Annotated in this window: 19 protein-coding genes; 12 read left to right on the top strand and 7 right to left on the bottom strand. The window is 38.0% G+C overall.

Annotated features, from left to right (window positions below; all coding sequences use genetic code 11):
* Window positions 1–129 precede the first annotated feature (129 nt).
* Entirely contained in the window at window positions 130–3012 is a 2883-nt protein-coding gene (locus I6F40_RS13065; protein ID WP_166377185.1) for an insulinase family protein, read from the top strand.
* A 70-nt stretch (window positions 3013–3082) separates the two neighbouring features.
* On the opposite strand, the gene I6F40_RS13060 is transcribed toward I6F40_RS13065, so the two are convergent.
* The 7 genes from I6F40_RS13060 to I6F40_RS13030 all read right to left on the bottom strand — a co-directional run bounded on the left by I6F40_RS13060 (window position 3083) and on the right by I6F40_RS13030 (window position 13911).
* Window positions 3083–4465 carry a Na+/H+ antiporter NhaC family protein gene (locus I6F40_RS13060; protein ID WP_024591807.1) on the bottom strand — a complete coding sequence of 461 codons (1383 nt, stop codon included), beginning with the start codon at window positions 4463–4465 and terminating at the stop codon, window positions 3083–3085.
* Window positions 4466–5000: 535 nt separating this feature from the next.
* Window positions 5001–7496 (bottom strand): di-heme oxidoredictase family protein, encoded by a 2496-nt coding sequence (locus I6F40_RS13055; RefSeq protein ID WP_231609366.1) that lies wholly within the window; start codon window positions 7494–7496, stop codon window positions 5001–5003.
* Between the two features lie 1052 nt (window positions 7497–8548).
* Window positions 8549–9322 (bottom strand): hypothetical protein, encoded by a 774-nt coding sequence (locus tag I6F40_RS13050; protein WP_166377187.1) that lies wholly within the window; start codon window positions 9320–9322, stop codon window positions 8549–8551.
* A gap of 165 nt (window positions 9323–9487) precedes the next feature.
* Window positions 9488–10096: a PqiC family protein gene (locus I6F40_RS13045; protein WP_166377189.1), complete on the bottom strand. Its 609-nt coding sequence runs from the start codon at window positions 10094–10096 to the stop codon at window positions 9488–9490.
* Entirely contained in the window at window positions 10096–11751 is a 1656-nt protein-coding gene (gene pqiB, locus I6F40_RS13040; protein WP_197193044.1) for an intermembrane transport protein PqiB, read from the bottom strand. Before pqiB ends, I6F40_RS13045 begins: the two co-directional genes overlap by 1 nt.
* Window positions 11748–12914, bottom strand: a complete 1167-nt coding sequence (locus tag I6F40_RS13035) for a paraquat-inducible protein A (RefSeq protein ID WP_231609365.1) — start codon at window positions 12912–12914, stop codon at window positions 11748–11750. The genes pqiB and I6F40_RS13035 overlap by 4 nt, the downstream gene beginning before the upstream one ends.
* 181 nt (window positions 12915–13095) lie before the next feature.
* Complete coding sequence (locus tag I6F40_RS13030; RefSeq protein WP_166377191.1) at window positions 13096–13911, bottom strand: thioesterase family protein; 816 nt, start codon at window positions 13909–13911, stop codon at window positions 13096–13098.
* A gap of 242 nt (window positions 13912–14153) precedes the next feature.
* Between I6F40_RS13030 and dnaK the strand changes: the two genes are divergently transcribed.
* The 11 genes from dnaK to I6F40_RS12980 all read left to right on the top strand — a co-directional run bounded on the left by dnaK (window position 14154) and on the right by I6F40_RS12980 (window position 25740).
* Window positions 14154–16067, top strand: coding sequence for a molecular chaperone DnaK (gene dnaK / locus I6F40_RS13025; RefSeq protein ID WP_024591803.1), 1914 nt, complete (start codon window positions 14154–14156; stop codon window positions 16065–16067).
* Between the two features lie 202 nt (window positions 16068–16269).
* Window positions 16270–17409 carry a molecular chaperone DnaJ gene (gene dnaJ / locus I6F40_RS13020; protein ID WP_010553942.1) on the top strand — a complete coding sequence of 380 codons (1140 nt, stop codon included), beginning with the start codon at window positions 16270–16272 and terminating at the stop codon, window positions 17407–17409.
* 97 nt (window positions 17410–17506) lie between these two features.
* A complete protein-coding gene (gene ybaK / locus I6F40_RS13015; protein ID WP_166377193.1) occupies window positions 17507–17968 on the top strand; it encodes a Cys-tRNA(Pro) deacylase in 462 nt (153 codons plus the stop codon).
* Between the two features lie 149 nt (window positions 17969–18117).
* On the top strand, window positions 18118–18522 hold the full coding sequence (locus I6F40_RS13010) for a DUF1761 domain-containing protein (RefSeq protein ID WP_166377195.1): 405 nt from the start codon (window positions 18118–18120) through the stop codon (window positions 18520–18522).
* Window positions 18523–18613: 91 nt separating this feature from the next.
* Window positions 18614–18982: a response regulator gene (locus I6F40_RS13005; RefSeq protein WP_010553939.1), complete on the top strand. Its 369-nt coding sequence runs from the start codon at window positions 18614–18616 to the stop codon at window positions 18980–18982.
* Between the two features lie 146 nt (window positions 18983–19128).
* Window positions 19129–19380, top strand: a complete 252-nt coding sequence (locus I6F40_RS13000; RefSeq protein ID WP_165729466.1) for a hypothetical protein — start codon at window positions 19129–19131, stop codon at window positions 19378–19380.
* Between the two features lie 203 nt (window positions 19381–19583).
* The gene (locus I6F40_RS19730; RefSeq protein WP_166420050.1) at window positions 19584–19847 is read left to right on the top strand and encodes a CBU_0592 family membrane protein; all 264 of its coding nucleotides are present in this window, start codon (window positions 19584–19586) and stop codon (window positions 19845–19847) included.
* A 190-nt stretch (window positions 19848–20037) separates the two neighbouring features.
* A complete protein-coding gene (locus I6F40_RS12995) occupies window positions 20038–21768 on the top strand; it encodes an ATP-binding protein (RefSeq protein ID WP_197193043.1) in 1731 nt (576 codons plus the stop codon).
* On the top strand, window positions 21761–23125 hold the full coding sequence (locus I6F40_RS12990) for a sigma-54-dependent transcriptional regulator (protein WP_166377199.1): 1365 nt from the start codon (window positions 21761–21763) through the stop codon (window positions 23123–23125). Before I6F40_RS12995 ends, I6F40_RS12990 begins: the two co-directional genes overlap by 8 nt.
* 174 nt (window positions 23126–23299) lie before the next feature.
* Complete coding sequence (locus I6F40_RS12985) at window positions 23300–24256, top strand: porin (protein WP_166377201.1); 957 nt, start codon at window positions 23300–23302, stop codon at window positions 24254–24256.
* 8 nt (window positions 24257–24264) lie between these two features.
* A complete protein-coding gene (locus I6F40_RS12980; protein WP_024593159.1) occupies window positions 24265–25740 on the top strand; it encodes an SLC13 family permease in 1476 nt (491 codons plus the stop codon).
* The last annotated feature ends 107 nt before the right edge of the window (window positions 25741–25847 follow it).

Below are 25847 nucleotides of genomic sequence, written 5' to 3'. Positions count from 1 at the left end.
ACAATGTGTTACACAATTAAGCGTTATTTTGTGGCATATCATTAATTTAAAATGTTAGTTTAGCTTTACTATATTGCTTTCAACTGGCGCACTCTATATTTTGCGCGATGATTTTTAATGGAAAATAAAATGAAAAAAATAATTGGTTTTAGTGCTATCGCATTAGCCGTATTAAGTGGTTGTTCTAACATATCATCTGTTTCTGTGGCGCCTCAGGCCTCTTTACTATCAGACACGTTAGTTGTTAGCCCTAACGATAACCGCGAATATAAAACACTTAAGTTGGCAAACGACATTGAAGTTATTTTAGTGTCGGATCCTGGTGCTGAAAAGTCAGCAGCGGCACTAAGTGTAGGTGTTGGTTTACTACACGACCCAATGTCGCAACAGGGTATGGCGCATTATTTAGAACACATGCTGTTTTTAGGCACCGATCGTTACCCAGACACAAAAGGGTATTCTGATTTTATGACCAAAAATGGTGGCGCGCATAATGCCTACACTTGGCTCGATATTACTAATTACATGTTTAAAATTAATAACGACGCGTTTGATGAAGGGCTAGACCGCTTTGCCGACTTTTTCAAAGCACCTAAGTTATACCCTGAATACACAGACAAAGAAAAAAATGCAGTAAACGCAGAGTGGTCAATGCGCCGCGAAATGGACTTTTTTGGTCAATTTAAACTCGCGCGTAAAATGATGGGCGATCATCCTGCTAACCGTTTTTTAATTGGTAACCTAGAAACACTTGGCGACAAAGAAGGTAGCTCACTTCATAAAGAAACAGTTGATTTTTATAATAAATATTACTCTTCAAATATTATGAAAGTAGCGCTTATTTCAAATCTATCTATTGCTGAAATGGAGCAAAAAGCGCAAAAATACTTTGCTGATATAAAAAATAAAAATATCGAAAAGCCAACAGTGACTGCAAAAGTTGATTTTGATAACGCTGGCGGAAAACGCGTGTTTTATGCACCAAATGAAGATGTAAAACAGCTACAACTTGATTTCACCATTGCTAATAATAATAGCGAATTTGCACTTAAACCAAACCGATTTGTAGCGTATTTACTAAGTAATGAAATGCCGGGTAGCCCAGCGCAACTTCTTCGCGACAAAGGGTGGGTGTCTCAGCTTTCAGCTTCAGCTGCACCAAATCAATATGGCAACTACGGTTCGTTAAATGTAAATGTAGAACTTACCGATGAAGGCATGAAAAATCGTGATGAAATAGTTGCAACTATCATGCAGTACATCGATTTAATTAAAAAAGAAGGCGTTGATAGCAAGTACTTCAACGAAATTCGTACATCACTAAATAACCAATTTAAGTTTTTAGAAAAAGGTGATGAATTTAATTATGTAAGCTCACTTACACAAAGTATGCAAGATTACCCGTTAAATCACGCCATTAATGCACCTTATTATTATGCAAAGTTTGATGCTAATGCGGTAAATAAAGTACTTGAGCAGTTAAATGCCGATACTCTTCGTATTTGGTATGTATCGCAGCAAGAAGAGACAGACTCACAACTACACTTTTACGACGGTAAATACCGCATTAGTGATATTAGCGAACAAGAGATTGCAAGCTGGAAAAAACCAAGCGAATTTAAGTTAGCACTACCGACTGTAAACAATTTATTGCCTGAAAATTTTGCAATAAAAACTCAAGCATTTAAAGAGCAAAAACACCCAGAACTTGCTTACGATAAAAATGGCGTAAAAGTATGGCGCCAAGCAAGTCAAAAATTTGCAGAGCAGCCAAAAGGGCTTGTTGAAGTTTATATAAATACTCAACCAGGGTTGAACGATATTAAAGCAGAAGTCCTTTATTCTGTTTGGGCTGATTTATATAATATTCAACAAAGTCAGTTAAGTACCGAAGCAGCAATCGCCGGTATGAGTGTAAGCCTTGCGCCGAGTAATGGTCTTGTTTTATCTATGAGTGGTTTTACAGATAAGCAAGATGTATTGCTTAAACAAGCTTTAACCGGATTAAAAGCCGATGAAACAGCACAAGCATTTAGCCAAGCTGTTGATCGCTTTAAACGTAATTTACTAAACCAACAAAAGCAGTTTCCGTATGCACAAGCATTTGGCGAGTATTCAAAACTAACGCGTACAGGTGGCTTTGATACGGATGCGCTTATTAAAGCCGCTGACTCACTGAGTGTTGCCGACTTAGCACAACTAAAAACAGCTACGTTTGCACAAAACGATTTACGCGTATTTAGTTACGGTAACTACAATCAGCAAGATATAGACGCGATTGCAGAAGAATTAAGTGCAACATTACCAAGTAACCATAAGCGCAGTGAATTTGCACGAAGCAAAGCGTGGTTGCCACAACCGGGCGAAACGCTGGTACTGCAAAAAGATATTGATGTAGCCGATGTAGCGGTGGTTGATATGACCGTTCATCCTGTTGCGGGTTACAAACAAAAAGCAGAAGCGGCTGTATTACAAAGCCACTTTAGAACAGTTGGGTTTGATAAAATGCGTACTGAGGAGCAGCTTGCATACGCAGTAGGTGCATTAGCTCGCCCAATCGAGGATTACTCAGCAATTGGTTTGTATATTCAAACACCAGTTAAAGGACCAAAAGAAATACAAGCTCGTTTTGATAAGTTTAAAAAAGAATACGCAGTTGAACTTGATAACATGAGCGAAGAGACTTTTGAGCAGCTTAAAAATTCAACCCTAGTATCGCTTAAAGAGCAGCCTAAAAATTTAAGTGACGAAATGAGCCCACTTATAAACGATTGGTACCGTGAAAACTTTACCTTTGATTCTAAGCAAAAGCTGATTGATGAAGTTGAAAAAGTAACGCTTGCAGATATAAAAGACTACTACAAGCAAACAATGCTTAATCCTAATGCGGCACGTTTAAATGTGCAATTACGTGGTACTAAGTTTATAGAAAGTGACTTTGCCGATTTACCAAATCAAACTAAAATCACAACGCTTGATGCCTATTACAATGGTATTAAACTACAAAAATAAGCTTTATTTATACAGCTAAAAATAAACCCCAATGTATTGCTACATTGGGGTTTTTATTTATTCAGCTAATTTAAGCCATTATTAAAAAGCCTATAACAGCTAATGCCGCAGCAATTAGCGTGTAAGGCAATTGTGTAACGGCATGGCTCATTAAATTACAACCAGAGCCTTGCGCTGCTAGCACTGTTGAATCTGAGTAAAAACACGCTTGGCTACCAAAAGAAGAAGCCGATAATAGCGCTCCAATGACCAGTGGTATGTTTGCATCAACCGCATTTGCCAGTGGCATAACAATCGGAATTGATACAGCAAAAATACCCCAACTCGACCCTGTTGCAAACGCTAAAATAGCCATTGAAATAAATACCACGGCTGGTAAATATGCTGCGGTCATATAAGGGCTTAAGCTGCCAATAACAAACTGAGGTAAACCAATTAAGTCGCATACGTCTTTGAATATAAACGCCGCTATAACAGTACCAATAGCGGGGATCATACTTTTAAAGCCATCAAGCATGCGCTCAATCATTTCACTTACGCTCATTAATTTTTGTAGCGCATAAAACGGGAGAGTGACCGCCATTGTTGCTAGTAAGCCTTTGTATACGTCTATTTCAAAGTAAACAGTAAATGCGATTAGTAAAATAATCGGCACTAAAAAGTTACGTAATTTACCTTTAGGGTCGGCATCTTCAAAGTTTTCTTCAGCTGCTTTTACTGCGTATTCATCTGCTGTTTGAACGTTATTGTATTGAGCTGGATCGACTTGAGCTTGCTCAATTTGCGCCATTTGTTCTGCTTTTTTCATTGGACCAATCGCAGGAATAACACCCAACACAACAAGTAAAACAACAAGCACTGCAAACCACGCGTAAAACATGTACGGAATAGCTTGAATATAAACAGCAATACCTTTGCCTTCTTCAGCAATACCGTTATCTACCAATAAGCCACTAAAAAATACCGCCCAGGTAGATAAAGGGACAAGCACACAAATTGGTGCAGCAGTTGAGTCAACAACGTAAGCAAGCATCTCACGGCTAACTTTAAATTTATCGGTAATGCGTTTCATGGTTTCACCCACAGTAAGCGCATTTAAGTAGTCATCAATAAAAATAACCACACCTAAGCAAAAGGTCATAAACAAAGATGAGCGTTTACCTTTGGTGTATTTAAGAGCTAGCTTGCCAAAAGCCGATGCGCCACCTGTACGTACTAATAGCGCGATAAGTGCACCAAAGCCACCACATACAAGTATTAGCCAGCCGATAGTTTCGTCTGTCATCACTTTTAGCGATGTACTTGCAAAGTTAGTAAGTACCTGTGCAGGGTCGGCTATAACTAAACCAACTAAAGCACCAATAAGTAAAGATAAAATAGGGCGGCGTAATACAACAGCCAATACAACCACCACTAACGGTGGTAATAAACTCAACGCAGAAGGTTCAAGCATTTAAGTATTCACAAAATTAAAAGCATGCATAAAAATTAAAAATATAATTTTTAAACTGCTTATACAAAAACAAAGAAGATGATAAATTTGTTGTTAAATCATATTCCAAGTCACTGCTTTTGTACGCGCGGGAGGGTCACTAAATGGTTATGTTAAATAGCCATTTTAATGAAACGCGTTGGCTTTGGCGCCAGACGGTGCAAGGAGTGCAAACCGCTATTGTTGTGCCTGTAAAAACATCAGCGCAAAAATAATCTGCTTTTTAATTTCAGTCAATAAATAAATGCATTAAATAACATTTATTTTAATGCTGTGATTAAAAGCTATTTTGTACTGAACTTTCACTCAGTTAAAAAACGAATCATGATGCTTAAAATAAAAAGCCTATGCTGTAAGGATAAATAGCATAGGCTTTAATTATTAATTTGAACTGTAAGTAATAAACCTAAATGTCATTATGATTTAACGGACTCATAAATCCTCTTTATCAGATATTAGGTCAGTCAAAGTTAATAGCGATAGTTAATAACTCATTTTAAAGTGAGTTTAAAAATGTTAACAATGCTAATTGTTCTGATGAAGTGATGCTTTCATAGGCAATACGCGCATTTTCAGCCTCGCCGCCATGCCACATAATTGCTTCATTTATAGAACGCGCTCGTCCATCATGTAAATAGTTAGCGTCAGGTTTACACACATCATCACCCTGATAACCGGTAGGGTTAGTAACACCACCGGTTACGCAGGCTGATAGACCAAGACCCCAAAGAGGTGCTGTTCGCCACTCTGCGCCCGTTGCATTGCCAGCGCCTAAGTTATCAGCTAAACCTTCGCCCATATCATGCAATAATAGATCACTAAACGGGCGAATAGTTTGGTTTCGTAATTCGGCTAATGGTGCAAACTCACTGGTTTTCATTGTGCTGCGATGACAACTTTCACACCCAATCTCATTAAATATGGTTTCGCCTAGAATAACATTATCGTTATCAAGGTCGCGTTGTGCACGAACACCTAACAAAGAAATATATTTAACTAAATTATTTAAATTTTCATCGGACAGCTCACTACCCAATTCATTTCCACAGGTTGTTTGATTAGGGCCACAATCAGGTGTTGGCTTTACCGATGTCATTACTCCCATGTCAGTATTTAATGCACCAGCAACTTGATGTTTAATAGACGTTGCATTGCCCTTGTAGCCAAAACGACCTAAACGCGTTTCACCAGTAAGTGGGTCTATTGATAATCGCGCTTTACCCGAAATACCATTTCCATCAAGGTCATCTTGATCTTCTCGTTCTAATATAGTTGCTTCGCTGACAGCCCCAAGCAAACCTAAACCGACTAACTGAGGTGCTAATCGAGCAGAAAAACGTGCGGGTCTACCACTAGAAAATTCATAATTAGGAGAGCGCAGACCATTATTTTCAGTCCATGAGGCAATTGTGACTGTACCTTCACCTAATGCAGAGTTAATACCAATATTACTAGGCTGTAATACATAGCCTCTCAAAGGATCTGGTTGAGAATCTGCATCAGCGATTGCAAATACCCACTTATCTAAAGGAACACCGGTATCAGCTACTGAAGCTCGGCCATTGCGTTCATGGCAACCAGAACAAGATGTATTAACATAATGCGTACCAGCTTTACCTACAAGCTCAGTGAAAATGCCATTTTCAACACTTTCGTCGTGCCCACCCGTGGTAAAATTAGTGTGGTGAATTCGTCGACCTTGTACAAATACTTGACCGTTTACGTTTGATAAATTGGTAGCCATTTGCATAAAGTGGTTATCAGGTTCGTTAGTGTAGTTATAAGGTAAAGTGGTACCGCCACCTAGGCGACCATTTTGGGCAATTGGATATGAATCTTCACGTTCAGAACTCTCGTCATCAAAGTTACCAACGGTTTTCCAAGGGGCTAAACCTTCACCAACAATATATAAATAAGTTGTACCGTAGTAATTCGTACGACCTTCAGGGACTGATACATCTAAAAACTGGCTCACTTCAAACTCCATACGTTGGCCAACGTCTAGAGGCATAACATTAGATGGAGACCAATTTAATGGGCGATAATCATTAATAACTAATGTATATCGATATTGATTACCGGTATCGCTTATTTTATTAAAATCATGATCATAACTACCATTATCTAATTCAATCACTCGACCGCCAAGGTTACCATGGTATTCTGCAACGGTATTTAAACCTCGATACCAAGCTCTAAATTCTTTGGCGTCTAATTTCCACTCTGTGATAAAAGTAATTTCAATTGAATCGCCGCCCTTAGCAACATAATCAACAAATTCGAATTGTGCGGTACGGTGTGTCCAATAATGCGATAAATAGTGATCGTAAGCTTGAAATTGATCCTCTTTTGCATGGCGATCCCGTCCCCTGTCTGCAAAGCGAGTAACAAGTGCATCACCACGGTCAAAAGAAATAGCATGCTCAAGTACTGTTGAATTGTTATATAACGGGACAATACTGCCTAAGTCAGCTTCTTCTTCATTATCATTAGGCTCAATTATACAACCGACTGCATCAACAACTACGTTAGTTGCTGTGTTAGGGCATAGATCTTCGGTGTCATTAACACCATCATTATCTGAATCTGTACTATCAACAACAGCATTAAAAATATAGGTACTCCAAGGTGAGTCTTTTGCTGCTCCACTCTCATCTAAATAAGTATATGAGTACTTAATAATGTCGCCATTGCTCAAGCCCGTTAGTGTTCTGGTATTACGTGAGCCATTTATAATCATGCGAGCATTATGTTGATTATCGCTGTTTAAAATATAATGTACATCAGCCCAGTCAGATGTATTTACAAAAAATGTAATACTCGTTTGTGAGCTTATTTCAATACCAAACTGTTCATTAGCAACAACATTAGTATTTGCACTTAAGGTATTAAAAATACCTTTATTTAATTGATTATTAACCGTTGCATGTACTTGTGTGATTGAACACAAAGTAATACTAATAGCACAGCCAAGCAGTGTGCTTTTTTTCATATTATTTTCCTTAAAAAATATCCAATTACTAAGGGATTAACCTCAATTTTTACTACATCTACCGCTTTTATCTTTTATAAAACAGATAATTAAACGTGATATATAAATGATTTAAAGCTGTTAAATAGTAAGTAGAGTTGCGCAGGTTTTAGGGTTTTATGGCGTTGATTTTTTACTCGCTAAAAACAAATTAAGAATTAAAGAATCATTTACCAACTGCTCAATACCTTTACTCCTTACTATTAAGTTCCTTGCTTTTCGATAATTTATGCCTTGTTATCGACACCGTTTTATTACCTCAAAATAGACCTCTAAATTAAGCGAATTGCTATTAAACTAGCATGCATTAATTACATTCGTGTATATAAATACACAACTCAAAAGAATGAATGCAAAACGCATTGTACCTAAAACGGGGTTTGCAAGGTATCGGTAAATAGTGTGGGGAATGTGTCAGGATTAGGTTTGTGTTTAAATTTAGAAGAGGTATGTATTTAATTAAAAATACTTTGATATTTGAATTCAAAAAAATAATATTAAATTTAAAGTTGGTTGCACAATTACGAATGGGGTTTTAGTGAGGTTTTAAGGTATGTTGGAAATGATATTTGAATCTATATACGGTAGTCAGGTTTAGTAAATATTAGCGAATGTTATGAAATTTTATCGATGTAATATATTTGGAATATACAGCAAATTATGAAAGGGCTCTAACATCTTTCGCGCTCGTTTTTCGCTCAGTATAGAAGACCTTCGACCTTTTTATGAGACATTATGCCTTCACATTTATAACTACAGTTACAACGAGTAACACTATAACTGTAGTTAGTGCTTTTATTTAATCACTTTGTTCTTGTACTTTTTTGTCTTTTAACGAATAAAGAAAAAATGGCACTAAAATGACCGGCAAAAAAAACAAAATAGAGAATATGCTACCCGATAATATTCCTTGTATTTTTACCATTAGGCTACCACTCAAATATAATGATAAAGGAAAAATGACCAGTCCAAATACGATGTAATAACGCGTAAACATTGTGCCTATTTTGTCTTTAGTTTTTCTTTTGGAATTTGTTAAGGCTAATCGAATACCTAAAAATGGGTAAAACATTACATTCCAAGCAATAAAGATACCTAAGCCGAAAGGAAGATCCTTTGTAAGTATAAGCAGATGAGCAAGGATGAAGTAGGTTGCAAATACAATGAACAAACCACCTAAGTACTGAAAAAAAACCATTAACTTCAAGCGTTGGTTTGTTTTTGCTAAAACCTAATATTACGTCGTAACAAATACGATAAAACATAGAAAAGCAGATAACCAACACGAGTGAGTTAATAAGCATAATACCGCTCATAAAAATTTTATGTTGTTCAAGAGAAAGTGCTCTAGATATAGTTAAATGTTGTAATTTTGAACCTATATCTCCATAGGCAAGTTCGTAAAATTGACTCAAATTACTAAAGAGATAATCGAAATTAATGCTCGTTCCGAAGTGAAAATCTTGAATTGTAAACGTAAAAGTAAAAAGGAAAGGAAGGGAGACTGTAACCCAAATAGCTAAGAGTGTTCTAAAAAAAACAGACCTTGTTAAAAACATTAACGGTATGCACCAGAAAGGGCTAGTAATAAAATATAAAGGTTCTATTAAAGGAATATCAAGAAAGAAAAACTTTGCAGCAATAAAAAAGCTATATGCAGCGGCCAATAAAACAAGCCCGCCAACCCCAGCACTAATCATCTTCCTTTGACTTACAACATGAGCTCGTTCATCATTTCCCATTTGCATTAATTCTAAGTCGGTATAAGCGACCTCAACTTCTTTCATTTATAATTCCGTTTTAAGTTATTGAAAAAAGGCAACTTACATGCTTTTAAAATAATAATATATTATGAAGGGATTCATTTTTATTAATTTTAATGACCCCTCATTCTTCTTTTTTAGCTAACTAACAAGTGCTTCTTTAGTGGAAAGCAATGAATAAGATCAAAACTAAAGTCTTGCTTGTTCTATTTCTTTAGCGACATTTAGGTTGATGTTTAGCCATATTTTTTCAAGTGCCGAAACTAAACCGTCATAACCATCATCATCAATAGGTACTACGTTTGAAAAGTTATGAATACTAATTAAACGTCGCCCGGTTTCTGGGTGAGTGTAATATAAGCGCCAAAGCCCCGAGATATCAGCATTACCTTTTAGGTCACCATTAAAATGGTGTATTTCATATTCAAGTTCATAAAATGTTTGTTGATCGAGTTCAGTAATGACCGGTAAGCCCTTTATTACCATCCAATTTGGCATAGCATTAAAAAGAGTTTGCTGGGCTGTTGCAGTGAGCATTACATCCGGCGATTCGCCCCACAAGTTGTAATTAGCAGCATGTATTTGGTTGCTATCTATTTTCATAGCAATACCTAAATTATTTAAAGCACCTCTAAGTACAACTGTTTGTATTCTTAATTGTGCGTCTGTGTCTGTCACATTTCGAGATGATGCACCAATAGGCTGCTCAAACTGATAATACTGTGTGGCAGTTTGTATCGATGAACTACAACCTGCCAATAGTAATAATAAACTTGCAGTTAAAAATAACGATTTCATTATTGCTTCCTTGGTTTTGGATCTGCTGGTAATGATTTATCAAAAATTAGCATATTAGGTTGCTCGTTTAATCCGCGAGTTAGAGGCTGTAGGCCCTCACTTAAACGTTTAAACTCTTTTAATGTTTGCTGTATTTGATGATGAAGTTCAGAACCTGCTTGGTAACTGGCCATGGTTTTATCAAATTGGCGCATAGTTACTTCAAACTGCTCCATACTTTTTGTCATCTTTTCGAAATTACGATTAAAGTCACCTGGTAAGTTTTGTGTATCTTTTTGGCTTAGTAGCTCTCGCATTTCATTAGCAAGCGCTCGGTAATCGGTAAATGTGGCTTGCATTTGTTCTAAGCTATCTTCAACTTTTAAGTTATTTACTTTATTAAGTACGTCAGAGACTTGGTCTGCTAATACGGTTATGCCGCTAGAAATACTCGGAAAAACATCATATTGCACAAGTTTACCTAGGTGCGCTTGCGGTGCATCTGGGTATATATCAAAATCAACGTACACTGCACCCGTTAATAAATTACCAGGCTTTAACGAGGCGCGCATACCACTTTCAATCCAGCCTTTTAAACTACCTTGCCAATACTCTTTAGCTGAGGCACTGTCGTGATACAAGCGTCCGTATTCTACTTTTATAAGTACTGGAACCGCCGTATTATGGTTTCTAAAGTGGGCAGGTTTACCGTCAATAATTACATTGGCAGGGGTTTCAACAACAGTACCTACACGCATACCTCTATATTCGACAGGAGCACCTGTGCGTAGCCCTCGAACTGATTGTTCAAATTCAATGAGGTAGTAATCAAAATCGTAAAAGCGCTCTTCTAGCGCTTCTTTATAGCTTTGGCTTAACGAAAAGCTATGCCCATCTTGTGCTATTTCACCCGGGGCCTGTTGTTCAGGTAAGCCAACCGAAATGCCGCCTTTTAAAAGTTTACTTAAAGAGCCCGTATTAATATTGATGCCATCGGCAGATAGGTCAATTTCAATCCCTGCGTTCACCCAAAAAATAGAGTTCATGGTGATGAGATTTTGATAAGGTTCTTTAATAAATACGCCGTACTTCATTGCCTGGTTTTCCCAATCAAAAGTGGCGGTTTCTATTTGACCTATTTTGTAATTTTTGAAAAATATACCGGTACTCACATCAAGCACTTCAGTGTTGTAACTCATTAATTTAAAACGGCCACCTTTCACATCTTTACCAATGAGGGCGGGTTCGTCTTGTAATTTAAAACGCTCTTTTAGCTCTTTACTTTCACCGGGTGAAAACTCTAAATATACACCAGACAATAGCGTACTCATTCCGCTAATACCCGTTTCATCAATGCGTGGTTTTACAACCCAAATTTTGGCATCATCAGTTAATAAGTTATTGTAGTTTTTGTCTATTTGCGCACGGGCAATAACGCTGTCTTGGGTGTCTGATAGTCGAACATGATCAATTTGACCTATTTTTACACTGCGCACTTTTATTTCAGTTTTACCTGCAATAATGCCCTCAGCTTGTGGCATTTCGATAAAAATTGTAGGGCCTTTATTAGCTTGGTATTGGTATAACATCCACATGCCCACTAACAGCGCAATTGCCGGAATGATCCAGATAGCGGAAATTTTCGGTTCTTTTGTTATTTCGGCAGTTTCGGTCATGCTTTGTTCTCTGATTTTTTGTTTTTAGGGGAATCCCACAACAAGCGTGGGTCAAAGGCATGGGCAGCCATCATTTGGCATATTACCATAACTGTAAAAAATACAATGCCTAATCCTGGTGTTACTGACATTAAATTACCCAGTTGAACTAAGGCAACTAAAATAGCAACCACGAATACATCTATCATCGACCATTTTCCAATAAATTCAGTCAGTTGATAAATTCGCGTGTAACTTTTTGTATGTCTATTGGCAGGCCTTGTTACCATAAAGCATAAAAAGCTCAGTACAAATGCTTTAGCGAGTGGGACAACAACACTGGCTAAAAATATAATCGTTGCAATAGGGTACGAGCCACTTTTCCATAGCGTGATTACACCGCCAATTAAAGTCGAGGGCGATTCGTCTCCTAAGCTGGTGGTGTGCATAATTGGTAAAATGTTCGCTGGAATATAGCAAACAACAGAGGTTATTAGCCAAGCTGCCGCTTTTTGCACGCTGTAAGGATTTCTAACGTGTGTTTTTGTATGACAACGCTGGCAAATATTACCGGTACATAGTTGATGGCACACATGGCAGGCTTTAATATTTTCATCTATTGCACGTTTAGCATGCTCTGCGCCTTCGAGTACTTTTACAGGCTTTATTTGAGCCCATAAGCGTGGGCGATTTAAGTGAACAAGCGCGGCTATGTATAAAATAACAAACCCCACATAAGCCCAAAAACTCGTGCCAAAGCTAATATCAGCCAGCGACATGATTTTAACCATACTAACAAGTACGCCAATTAAAAATATTTCCGACATAATCCAGGGCTCTAACGCAAGGGTGAACTTTAGTAGTCGCCTTGCTATGCCCTCTGGTAATGTTTTTAAAAGCCCAAGATGCAAAGGAATTAAAATAAGAAGCAAACCCATAGGCAGAGCAATAATGCTCAAATCAATAAATAAGCCAAGCAGTTCACTATCGTAATTAAATAAAATTCGAGCCGCGTCGGGCAGAGTAATAGTTTGAGTAATACCACTACTGCTAAAAGAAATAAAAGGGTAAAACATACTGCTCAGCAGCATTAATAGTGCGCTAAAGCTTAGTGCAACTATACGACTATCGTGATTAACATCGGCTTCGCAAAGTTTATGGTGGCATTGTGGGCATATCGCCATTTGTTTTGCGATTATGCGAGGTATATCTATGATCAGATCGCAGCAGGGGCATACAGTTTGCAATTTAATACCAAGCATGAAGAATATTTCTCCAATTTTGCAATATTTAATGCATTAATACAACGCGAACAACTAATAAGCATTTAATGGCTAAACAATTTAATATTGTTTGGCCATACTTTTAGTCAAATAACGCCACTGTTTGACGTGTAAGCGCTATTAGCTCACCCGACTGCGACCATATACAGCCATCTTCTAAACCGTAACCATCTTTTGAATGATGAGTGATTGCTTCAAAGCCAAGCCATTCTCCAGGAGTTAAATTTGGCTCTTGTACAAACTCTAAATACCACGACATACTACTTGCCGGCGCAGGTTGTTTGAACATTTGTAAAAGTGTTGGCGGCCATGCATCGGTAAGTGCAATCACATGGGCTTCAGTTATTTGCTCGGGTGTATGTTTAAACCGCATCCAGCCACCTAAGTGAGAAGTTTCTGCACTACTAAATGGCATAGCACCTTGTTGGGGGCATAAATCAACATGTTGGAAAAATTCAGGCATCTGACCTTTTATAAAAGGTAATGTATGGCGCTTATCTACTGGCTTTAAACCCAAAGATTTTGAAACAGGTACATTAATACCTGACTCTCTACTTTTAGCAAAACACGCTTGTACAATTACGCACACTTGTTCATTTTGAATCGCTTTGGCGAGTACCTGTGTGCTACTTTTACCTTGGCGTAGTATTTCAACCGACAACGAAAAAGGAGTATCGGCAAGTAAAGGCCCTACAAAATTAGTACTGAGTGAAAGTAAGCGACGATCACCCGTTACCTTGCCTCTGATTGCTTGATATAACAGCGCAGCCGAAAGCCCACCAAAAGCAGTTCTGCCTTGGCACCAGTTTTCTGGGAATTGCATTGTGTTAGTTGATTGTTCGGTATTGTCTAAATTTCCAATTTTTGAAGCTTGGAGAAGTAATTGTTCAAAATGCATAGAAGATGTCCTTTTATAGTGCGATTTAATAAATTTATAACACAATCAAACTGGTCAGACTAGTAATTAAAAGCGACTCCTGCGGCGTAAAAATCACCATTCCTTACAATTATTAGGGTTATTTTGTAAATAAATCATAAAAAATGAATTTTTTTTCATTTTTACAGTTGAAATAAGTTTGGCGCATCCCTATTTACTATGTCATCGAACGTATTAACGAATATTGAAGTTGGAGAAGTTTCATGGGTAAAATTATTGGAATCGATTTAGGTACTACAAACTCTTGTGTTGCAGTACTTGATGGTGGCAAAGCACGTGTTATTGAAAATGCGGAAGGCGATCGCACAACCCCGTCTATTATTGCTTATACGCAAGACGGTGAAACATTAGTAGGTCAATCTGCTAAACGTCAAGCGGTTACTAACCCGACAAACACATTATTTGCAATTAAGCGTTTAATTGGTCGTCGTTTTGAAGACGAAGAAGTACAACGCGATATCGGCATCATGCCGTTTAAAATTGTTAAAGCCGACAATGGTGATGCATGGGTAGAAGCGGGCGGCGAAAAACGCGCTGCACCACAAATTTCTGCTGAAGTACTGAAAAAAATGAAGAAAACAGCTGAAGACTTCTTAGGTGAAGAAGTAACTGAAGCCGTAATCACAGTACCTGCATACTTTAACGATTCACAACGTCAAGCTACGAAAGATGCTGGTCGTATTGCGGGTCTTGAAGTTAAACGTATTATCAATGAGCCAACTGCTGCGGCACTTGCTTACGGTATGGATAAAAACCGTGGCGAAAACGTAGTTGCAGTATATGACTTAGGTGGCGGTACTTTCGATTTATCAATCATTGAGATTGATGAAGTTGAAGGCGAGCACACTTTTGAAGTACTTGCTACAAACGGCGACACTCACTTAGGTGGTGAAGATTTCGATAACCGCGTAATCAACTACTTAGTAGCTGAATTCAAGAAAGATCAAGGCTTAGACCTTAAAAATGATCCACTTGCAATGCAACGTGTTAAAGAAGCTGCTGAAAAAGCAAAAATTGAACTTTCATCTGCACAGTCTACAGAAGTAAACCTTCCGTATGTAACTGCTGATGCATCGGGTCCTAAGCACATGAACGTGAAACTAACACGTGCTAAGCTTGAGTCACTAGTTGAAGATTTAGTAACTAAAACAATTGAGCCACTTAAACGTGCACTTGCTGATGCTGATTTATCAGTAAGCGACATCAACGACATTATTCTTGTTGGTGGTCAAACACGTATGCCTTTAGTACAAAAAATCGTTGCAGAGTTCTTCGGTAAAGAGCCTCGTAAAGATGTTAACCCTGATGAAGCAGTAGCCGTAGGCGCAGCGATTCAAGGTGGTGTACTTGCTGGTGATGTTAAAGATGTACTATTACTAGACGTTTCTCCATTATCTCTAGGTATTGAGACAATGGGTTCAGTAATGACTGCATTGATTGAGAAAAACACAACGATTCCTACTAAGAAATCGCAAACGTTCTCAACAGCTGAAGATAATCAATCTGCTGTAACAATCCATGTACTTCAAGGTGAGCGTAAACGTTCAAGCGACAATAAATCTCTAGGTCAATTTAACCTAGAAGGTATTCGTCCAGCACAACGTGGTACACCACAAATCGAAGTAACATTTGATGTTGATGCCGATGGTATCTTACATGTATCTGCGAAAGATAAAGATACAGGTAAAGAGCAAAAAATTACGATTCAAGCATCTTCAGGCTTAAGCGATGACGAAATTGAAGCGATGGTTCGTGATGCAGAAGCACATGCTGAAGACGATAAAAAGTTTGAAGAACTTGTAGCTGCTCGTAACCAAGCTGACGCTTTAGTTCACGGTACACGTAAGCAAGTAGAAGAAGCTGGCGATGCATTACCAAACGAAGACAAAGAAGCAATTGAAGCTGCTGTTGTAGATTTAGAAGCTGCAATTAAGAGCGACAATAAAGAAGAGATTGAAGCTAAAACTCAAGCTCTTGCTGAAAAGTCTCAAAAACTGATGGAAATTGCTCAAGCGAAAGCACAGCAAGGTTCAGCAGACGCAGGCGAGCAACAGTCAACTAAGCAAGATGATGACGTTGTTGATGCAGAGTTCGAAGAAGTGAAAGACGACAAGTAATTGTTGCTAACGCTTCTCGCTAACCAAAAGTACTTAACTCAGTTAGGCGCTTAGGTTAGGATGAACAATTGAGGCGCGCGAGCAATAGCTTGTCGCGCCTTTTGCATGTATTCAAGGTTTAAAAATTCAATGATAAATCGATGCGATTTATCGATTTATCCTGCAGCTTACGCTGCAAACAGAAAAGAGTAGTGTGATAGATATGTCAAAACGCGATTATTACGAAGTCCTCGGCGTAAGCAAAGATGCGAGTGAGCGAGACATAAAAAAAGCGTATAAACGCTTAGCGATGAAATATCATCCAGATCGTACCGCAGGCGATAAAGATCTCGAAATAAAATTTAAAGAAGTTAAAGAAGCGTACGAAATACTAACCGATGATCAAAAACGTCAAATGTATGACCAACATGGTCACGCAGCCTTCGAGCAAGGTGGCGGTGGTGGTCACGGTGGTTTTGGTGGCGGACATGGCGACTTTGGTGATGTATTTGGCGATGTATTTGGCGATATTTTTGGTGGCGGCGGTGGTCGACGTCAATCTCGTCAACAACGTGGATCTGATTTACGTTACAACATGGACTTAAGCTTAGAAGAAGCTGTTCGTGGTAAAGAAGTTGAAATTAAAGTACCTACATGGGTTGGTTGTGAGCCATGTGATGGCAGTGGTGCTAAAGCGGGTTCTAAGCCTAAAACATGTACTACATGTCATGGTGCTGGCCAGGTGCAAATGCGCCAAGGTTTCTTTGCTGTTCAGCAAACGTGTCCAACGTGTCAGGGACAAGGTCAAATTATTTCAGACCCTTGTAACAGTTGTCATGGACAAGGCCGCGTAGAAAAAACTAAAACGCTTTCAGTTAAAATTCCAGCGGGCGTAGATACAGGCGACCGTATTCGCTTAACGGGTGAAGGCGAAGCCGGAATGCATGGCGCGCCGTCGGGCGACTTGTACGTGCAAGTATCGGTTCGTGAACATGAAATATTTGTACGTGAAGCGAATAATTTATATTGTGAAGTACCAATTAGCTTTACTACCGCAGGCCTTGGTGGCGAAATTCAGGTTCCAACACTTGATGGTCGTGCAAAACTTAAAATACCGTCTGAAACTCAAACGGGCAAAATGTTCCGTATGCGTGGCAAAGGTGTTAAGTCTGTACGCAGTGGTGCACAAGGCGATCTAATTTGTAAAGTGGTAATCGAAACGCCAGTTAATCTTAACGAGCGTCAACGTGAACTACTTCAAGAGTTAGATGAAAGCATGGGCACAGATAGCTCTAAAAACCGTCCTAAAGAGCAAGGCTTTTTTGACGGTGTTAAAAAGTTTTTTGATGATTTAACTAAATAAATTTAAATTATTATGAACCCAAAAACGACGCTTTTAGCGTCGTTTTTTTTGCTTTAAACTTAATTTTTGTTACTGTGAATAAAAAAGATGAAACAGCATGACACCAGCAATAGATCTACTTAAAAAGCAAAAAAAAACCTTTGAAGTACTCAGTTATGAGCACGATAAGAGTAATAGCCACTACGGGCTTGAAGCCGTTGAAAAGTTAAATTTAGACAGTGCACAAGTATTTAAAACCTTAGTACTTGAAACACATGAAGGGCAACTGATTGTTGCTGTTACGCCTGTATCTCAACAAGTTAATTTAAAACAGTTAGCTAAACTATGTGGTGCTAAAAAAGTAATTATGGCTGCCCCACAAAAAGTACAAGTTAGTACTGGTTATATTTTAGGAGGGGTGAGTCCGCTTGGACAAAAAAAACGTCTAGCTACGTTTATTCATAGCAGTGCTTCTCTCTTTGACACTATTTATGTGAGCGCCGGAAAAAGAGGCTTAGAAATAGCACTCTCGCCAACTGATTTAGCCTTATTGACCAATGCAAAATTTGGCGATTTATAAATTTTATTTTTATAATTACCTTCTATACAAAAAATTAATTCAAGTTAAGGCATTTGCTCAATATCCTATTTATAACTACATTGGGAGTATCTTTATACCGTGAGTGTTTATTCACAACGGTATTACACATTTTGTATACGGCTGTTTGTATGAACCTTTTAGATGTTGATTACTTTGCGGTACTAGTCGCTGCACTATCTTCTTTTATGCTTGGCGGTATATGGTATTCAAAAGCTCTCTTTAAAAATGCATGGCTAGAAAGTATTGGCTTAACTGATCTGGATTTACAATCGGCTAACCCTAAGTTGATATTTGGTGGCAGTTTTTTTTTAGTTTTTATAGCGGCTTTAATGCTATCTCTTTTTTTAGGTAAGGATGCAAGCGTAGGTGAAAGTATAGGAACCGGCTTTGTGATCGGCTTTTTTTGGATCAGTAGTTCATTTGGATTGAGTTATATATTTGAGCAACGCCCTCTAAAGCTTTTTTTAATTAACGGGGGGTACCATATTTTACAATTTTCGTTGATGGGGCTCATTTTAGGGGTATGGCCGTAAGATTTAAATAATCAGCAAATCCAAATTTGATCCTTATCTACGAGTAGAGTAGTTTTATATAATCCCATTATACAATTTGGTAAAGAAACTAATGAAAATATTAGTTGTTGATGATATGCCACTCATGCGACACGTATTAATTAATATGCTTAGAAAACTAGAGTATAGCAATATCGTTGAAGCAACTGATGGATTGCAAGCTTTGGTATTTCTGCGCAACCAGCATTTCGATTTGGTTATTACTGACCTTCATATGCCAAAAATGGATGGAGTTAGTTTACTTACTAACATTCGAAAAGATAAAGAACTCGCTGATATTCCCGTTTTAATGGTTACTTGTGAAGACAGTACAGATAAAGTTAAGCAAGTTATTGCAGCTAAAGTATCAGGATTTATAGTCAAACCTTTTAATATGAATGTATTGTCATCTCAGTTAAATCGCTTCTTTTTTAAAGATTAGGATGTGTTTATTTTATAAAGGTTATATGTAATGGGCCTTTATAGATTAAGTCTGCCGTATCTAAATTCTAAGTCAGAGGTGGTAACCTTTACCCATCTAAACTGATATAATTGCTAATTACTCTTTATATAATACCGCAGGACGTAATGGCAAAACCCAACAAAAAAGGCCCTACTAAAACGGTTGATATTTTTTGCTCTGCTTGTAAAGCCTCTTTATTTAAATATCGAAAAGGGGGAAAAGGAACATTAATTAAGTGCTTTAAAGAGCGTATTAGCCAAGACTTTACAACAGAGGCTTGTATTTGCCCTAACTGTAGCCGGCCATTTGCCCGAGAAGCGATTATTCGCGGTGCGCCTGCCTATAAAATAATTGGTGGTAAAGTAACCTTTAAATAAGCTGTGTGAAGTAATACCAACCCACAATAATACTTAATTAAGCGAATTAGTATAAAGGCTTTTGTATGCGGACATATGGCCTTGTTAGAATTTACCATATTGATAGAATCGCCCGGTTTGCTGTTTCAATGAATGAAAAAATACCCTCCCCATGGATCGGGCCAGTTTTTTGGGTTATTTAAAAATGCATAAAGGATAGTTTCGTGATAGCACTCTTATTTGACATCATAGGTATGACAGGCACTTTTTTAGTAGTTGGTTCATTTTTTTTGTTGCAACTAGGTAAAACGTCTCCAGCCAGCCTAACGTATAATATGATGAATTTAACAGGGGCGATTTTATTGTTAATTAGCCTTTGCTATAACTTTAATTTAGCGAGCTTTGTGATTGAAATATTTTGGATAGCCGCGTCATTAATCGGTTTATACAAATACCTAAAAAACAGATCAACTTTAGCTACAAATTAATAACGTATTAGTTTTGTTCTACATTTTAAACACTGCAAACATAACTGTTTGCGGTGTTTTTTGCTTTTAGGATTAAATTTAGTTTACAAGGGTAATTAAATGCTTTTGTTAACAAAAATTTTATATCGCTGGATCATATAAGTCGTTACACTACCGGCCTTAAATTCTTTAGGCTATTTTCGGGCAGGCCATGTTTTCGTTTTCTAAAAGAATAATTGCAGTAGGTTTATTATTGATATTAATTTTAGTTGTAACATTCTGGGTAGGCCGTGCTCATGATATTGATAAAGCAACTGTGCAAGCACAGGGTCAAGTCACTCAATTAAATAATTATATTGATACTGAGTTAGTTCGTTTTTCTGCTATCCCACAACTGCTTACTTATAATCAGTTAATGATTGATTTTGTAAGTGGTGAGCACCAACACTACAACGCTATTAATAATTATTTAGCCGACATCCAACAGGCAAGTGGGTCCTCTGATATATTCGTACTTAATACGCAAGGTGAAGTAACCGCAAGTAGCAATTGGCAAGTCGATAACACCTTCTTAGGTAGTAACTTTGCATTTAGACCTTATTTTAAACGTGCTTTTGCAGGCGAAAAAGTGGCATATTTTGCCTTAGGTATGCGTTCAAAAGAGCGAGGGATTTACTTTTCACAAGCTATCTACCATGAAAAGAAAGCCGTAGGTGTTGTGGTTTTAAAGGTGAATGTGAGTAAATTTGAAAATGATAGAGAGCTTTTAAACACATCAATGGCGAGTCATTTTTACTTGCAGCTTGCTGATGACGTTATTGCTATGTCGGATGTGCAAGCCTGGCGTTTAAATAGTTTTCGTAAGTTTGATATAACACAGCGCCGTAACATCAAATTACGTAGAGCGTATTTAGATCACCAACCTACTTATATTGAGCAATTTCAATATACTAGTGAAGGTGTAACGCATTATAAAATAGACAATAAGCTGTATGTTAGCGCAGCCAAACCATTGCGTTATTTTAGCGCAAATATGTATGTGCTTGTTGATGTAACCTCTGTAAATCCGGCTCAATTACCTCGGTTATTTTGGGCAAGCATCATTTACGGTTTAGTAACTATTATAGGATATAGCTTACTGGCTCGTTTTGCTGGCTATAAAAAACTTTTATATTCAAGACATAGCCTTGAGGCAAAAGTAATTGAGCGAACTCAAGAGCTTGAAAAAGCACAAGTAGCGTTAGTGCAATCTGCTAAGCTGGCCACAATAGGGCAGCTAAGTGCAGGAATCAACCACGAAATAAACCAGCCGCTCAGTGCTATTAATACTTATTTAGCTTCGGCAAAGCGTTTATTAGCTAAAGGAAATACTTCAGCACTTGGTGAAAGCTTAGTAGTGATTGAGGGATTAGTTAATCGAGTGCACCAAATTGTAGGTCAGTTAAAGCATTTTAGTAAACCTTCAAAAATGCAGCTCAGACCTTACCCTCTTGCAGGGCTTGTTAATAACGCATTAATGATTTCTAGCGCGCAGTTAAAGCAAGATAACGTACAAGTAGAGCCACCTCAGTTTGATGAAACAGTCGTTGTGTGGGTCGATTCGCTTAAATTTGAACAAGTACTCGTTAATTTAATTACTAATGCTAGCCAAGCTATGAATGGCGCAATTATTCGTAACTTAAGTTTTCAGCTGGAGTGTTTTGAAGAGCGAGTAAAACTGTCGATTTTAGATACTGGCTCTGGTATTGAGCAACATGCATTTGGTAATTTATTTGAACCTTTTTATAGTACTAAATCAAGTAAAGGTTTAGGCCTTGGTTTATCTATATCAAAACAAATAATAGATTCGTTTAATGGTTGTTTGAGCGCGCACAATCGAGTTGAAGGCGGGGCTGAATTTATAATTAGCCTCTCTAACAGGCAGGAAAATAAAGATGATTGATAGCTCCCCATGTAATCACATAATAGTCATTGATGATGAAGCAATGATCAGAGACTCTTTAAAGCAATTGCTCACTCTCGAAGGATACGCCGTTGAGTGCTTTAATGACGCAAGTACCGCTCTTAGCAAACTCAATAGGCGCTTTGCTGGAGTTGTGCTGAGCGATATAAATATGCCGAACATGGATGGCTTAACGCTTTTAGAGCAAATAACGGCTTTTGATAGTGAGCTCCCTGTAATATTTTTAACTGGTTACGCTGATGTATCGATAGCAGTTAAAGCGATGCAATTAGGTGCGTATGATTTATTTGAAAAACCAGTTAACGAACATCTTCTTGATTGCATAGCACGAGCGTGCGACAAACGAAGCCTTGTTATGGAGAACCGCGCATTAAAAGTGGCTGTACAGAAAACCTCAGCCCCAGGTGTACGCATACTAGGTGACACACCTAAAATGCAACACATGATGCACTTATTAAACACAATTATAGATACCCCAACCGATGTAATGATTGAAGGTGAAACTGGCACAGGTAAAGAACTTGTAGCGCGGTATCTACACGATCAGAGTAATCGCTCTAGCTGTAATTTTGTTGCTATTAATTGTGGCGCAGTACCAGAGCAGTTAATAGAAAGCGAATTGTTTGGTGCAGCAAGTGGTGCCTATACAGGGGCTACTCAAAGTCGAAAAGGTAAGTTTGAATATGCACAAGGTGGTACGGTCTTTTTAGATGAAATAGAAAGCACTCCAATGGCACTGCAAATTAAGTTATTACGCGTATTAGAAGAGCGAAAAGTAACACCTGTAGGCGATAACAAAGCAATTGATTTAGACATCAGAATTGTTGCAGCTACAAAAGTAGACTTACTTGCGTTAGTTGAAAAGGGTGATTTTAGAGCTGATTTATACTACAGACTTAGTTTGGTTAACGTTAATATTCCGCCATTACGAGAGCGAAAAGCTGACATATTACTTTTGTTTAAACACTTTAGCTCTATTGCTGCAACTCGCTATCATAAGCCGCCGGCGGCAGTAAATTACGAAATACAACAGCGGTTAGTTGCCTATGACTGGCCGGGCAATGTGAGAGAGCTAAGAAATCAAGCAGAGCGAGCTGTATTACTTGGTGCCGAACTTGCCTTTGCTGAAGTTAAAACACAACAATTAGGTGGCTTATCTCCCGATTTAAGTTTATCTGAAAAAGTCTCTTTTTATGAGCAGTCACTTATTGAGTACGCGCTTGAGCAAAACCACGGCAGTATTAAAAATACCATGGAAACACTGCAAATTGCTCGTAAAACACTTTACGATAAAATGAGTAAATACAATCTTAATAGAGATATGTTTACTGACTAAATGTGTGGGTTTGGTGACAAGACCCACTTTCTTATGTGTGGTAATTCACACGTTTTTATTTAAATCAAACGATTTGCTTTAGTAAGTTATTGAAATATATTGCTTTTATAAACTTGGCAGTAAAGTTGCGTTATAAGCGCTACAACAAGTAGATTCTAATAATTAGGGCACACGATGACAAAAACTACACACACCTGTATTTTATTTCTATCCTATGGTTGCTTAGCTACATTTTCACACACATCTTTTGCTGCAGAGTACGCTGTATACGGTAAAGCTGAAGTACAAATTGCCAGTACTGATACGGGCATAATGCGTTATGCCGAAGAGGGTACTCAAATTGAAGCGCCATACTCGCGTATTGGTATTAAGGGCGATCATAAACTTAACGAATATTTAAGTGCTGTTTTTAAATATGAGGTACAAGTTAAAGGTTTTGAAGAAGATGATACGCAAGAACCTTTCACAGCACGTAATACTTACTTAGGTTTAAAAGGCGCGTTTGGTGAAGTTGTTGTAGGTCGTAACGACACTCGTTTTAAATATTCTGAAGGTAAACTCGATAACTTTAACGAAACTCAAGCCGATATGGCACAGGTTATAGCAGGCCAAGATCGCCTCGGTGATACTATAACTTACACCTCAAACTATTGGCATAATACGCAGTTTTCATTTACCTACGCTCCTAAAGACGATAATAAAGATAATGAAGCAGGTTTTGCTGCTACGCTTATTTATGGTGATCGTAATTTAAAAAGTACTTCATATTACTTATCGTTAAGCCATGTTGATTCACTTAATAATATTACTGCAAGTAGAATTGCCGGTGTTTATAAGTTCGAACAATTACAACTTGGTGCGCTGTACCAGCATTCAGAATCAGTAGATGGCAGTAAGTCGGGCAATGGTTACGTATTAAGTGCCAGTTATACACTTGATAAGTGGGTGCCAAAAATTCAATTTGCAAAGGATGACTCAACTCTTCGTCAAGCATCTGAGGCAACGCAATGGAGTACAGGCCTTGATTATGTATTTGATAAGCAAACTACAGCTTATCTTTTATATACCGATCTTAATTTAGAAGAACAAGACGACAGCAGTGTTGCGCTTGGTCTTAAATATAAATTTTAGGAAAAGTAATGACTCAACAAATTTTAAAAAACAATTCTCCTAAAAAACAGAGTATGCAATGGTTTTGGCTATTACTGGGCCCAAGCGTTATGTTGCTTACCTGTCTAGTAAACCCACCTGAGGGTATGTCGGTTGCTGCATTTAAAACAGCAGGCTTAGCATTTTGGATGGCATCGTGGTGGGTAAGTGAAGTAGTGCCAATTCCAGCAACAGCTTTGCTTCCTTTGGTAATATCACCACTTGCTGATATAGAAGCCATAAAAAGTGTGGCTGCACCGTATGCGCACCCGCTAATATTTTTATTTTTAGGCGGATTTTTAATCTCTATCGCTATGGAGCGATGGGGGTTACATAAACGTATAGCGCTTAGCACCATGTTATATGCGGGTAAAAAGCCAAGTTTGCAAATTTTAGCAATGATGCTTGTAACTGCATTTTTGTCGATGTGGATGTCTAATACCGCAACAGCCGTAATGATGCTACCTATTGCACTTTCAATTACCAATTTGGTTAAGCAATCAGACCCAAGTAATGAAGGGTTTGGCAAAGCATTGCTACTATCAATTGCTTATGGTGCAAGCATTGGTGGTATTGCTACTTTAATTGGTACACCGCCTAATGCATTAATGGCTGCATACCTATCTGACAGTTACCAAATTGAAATAGGCTTTGCTCAGTGGATGATTGTAGGCGTACCACTGTCTTTAAGTATGCTTATTATTAGTTGGGTTTGGCTTACCAAATTTGCGTATAAAGTAGATGCTAATGTTAAAAACGATCAAAAAATTGATACAAAAGCGGTGTTTTCAACGCAGCTAAAAAGCCTAGGTATAATGCAACGTGCCGAAAAAGGCGTGTTATTTGTGTTTGTTTTAGCAGCACTGTGTTGGATATTTAGACCTATACTTGGCGACATAACAGGGCTTAAAATTTCTGATACGGGTATTGCGATTGCCGCTGCATTATTACTATTTGTTTTGCCTGCAAACAAAGGCAGTGACGAACGTATTCTTGATTGGGAAAGCGCAGCTAAAGTGCCGTGGGGCGTTTTATTATTATTTGGTGGCGGGCTTACACTTGCATCTCAAATTAAGTCATCAGGGCTTGCTGAATTTATTGCTCACCTAATTGAAGGCGCTAGTGCCATTCCACTTGTTATGAGTGTACTTGTTGTTGTGGCATTAATTACATTTTTAACTGAGATCACTAGCAATACAGCGACTGCAGCTGGCTTTCTTCCTTTGTTAGGACCCGTTGCAGAGTCTATAACAGGTTCGCCTTTAGTTTGGGTTATTCCTGCAGCTATAGCGTGTAGTTGTGCGTTCATGATGCCGGTAGCGACACCACCAAACGCTATTGTGTTTGGCTCAGGGCAAATTCAAATGCGCGACATGATAAGAGCCGGCTTTGTGCTAAATATTGTCGCCATTGTATTAATTACGCTAGTGACAATGACTATCGCAGCGCAAGTATTTGGCTTTTAAAACTGTACTAAATTAGTTCCAACCAACCTATATCAGAGTAGTTTTGTTTAAAGTTATAACTTAAAGCAAAGCTACTCTTTATATCCAATCTATTTCAGTTAAATTCA

Origin of the sequence: Pseudoalteromonas sp. SWXJ133, from assembly GCF_015864365.1 — a bacterium.
GTDB classification, from domain to species: Bacteria; Pseudomonadota; Gammaproteobacteria; order Enterobacterales; family Alteromonadaceae; genus Pseudoalteromonas; species Pseudoalteromonas arctica.
This window is presented reverse-complemented; position numbering and strand designations above follow the sequence as displayed.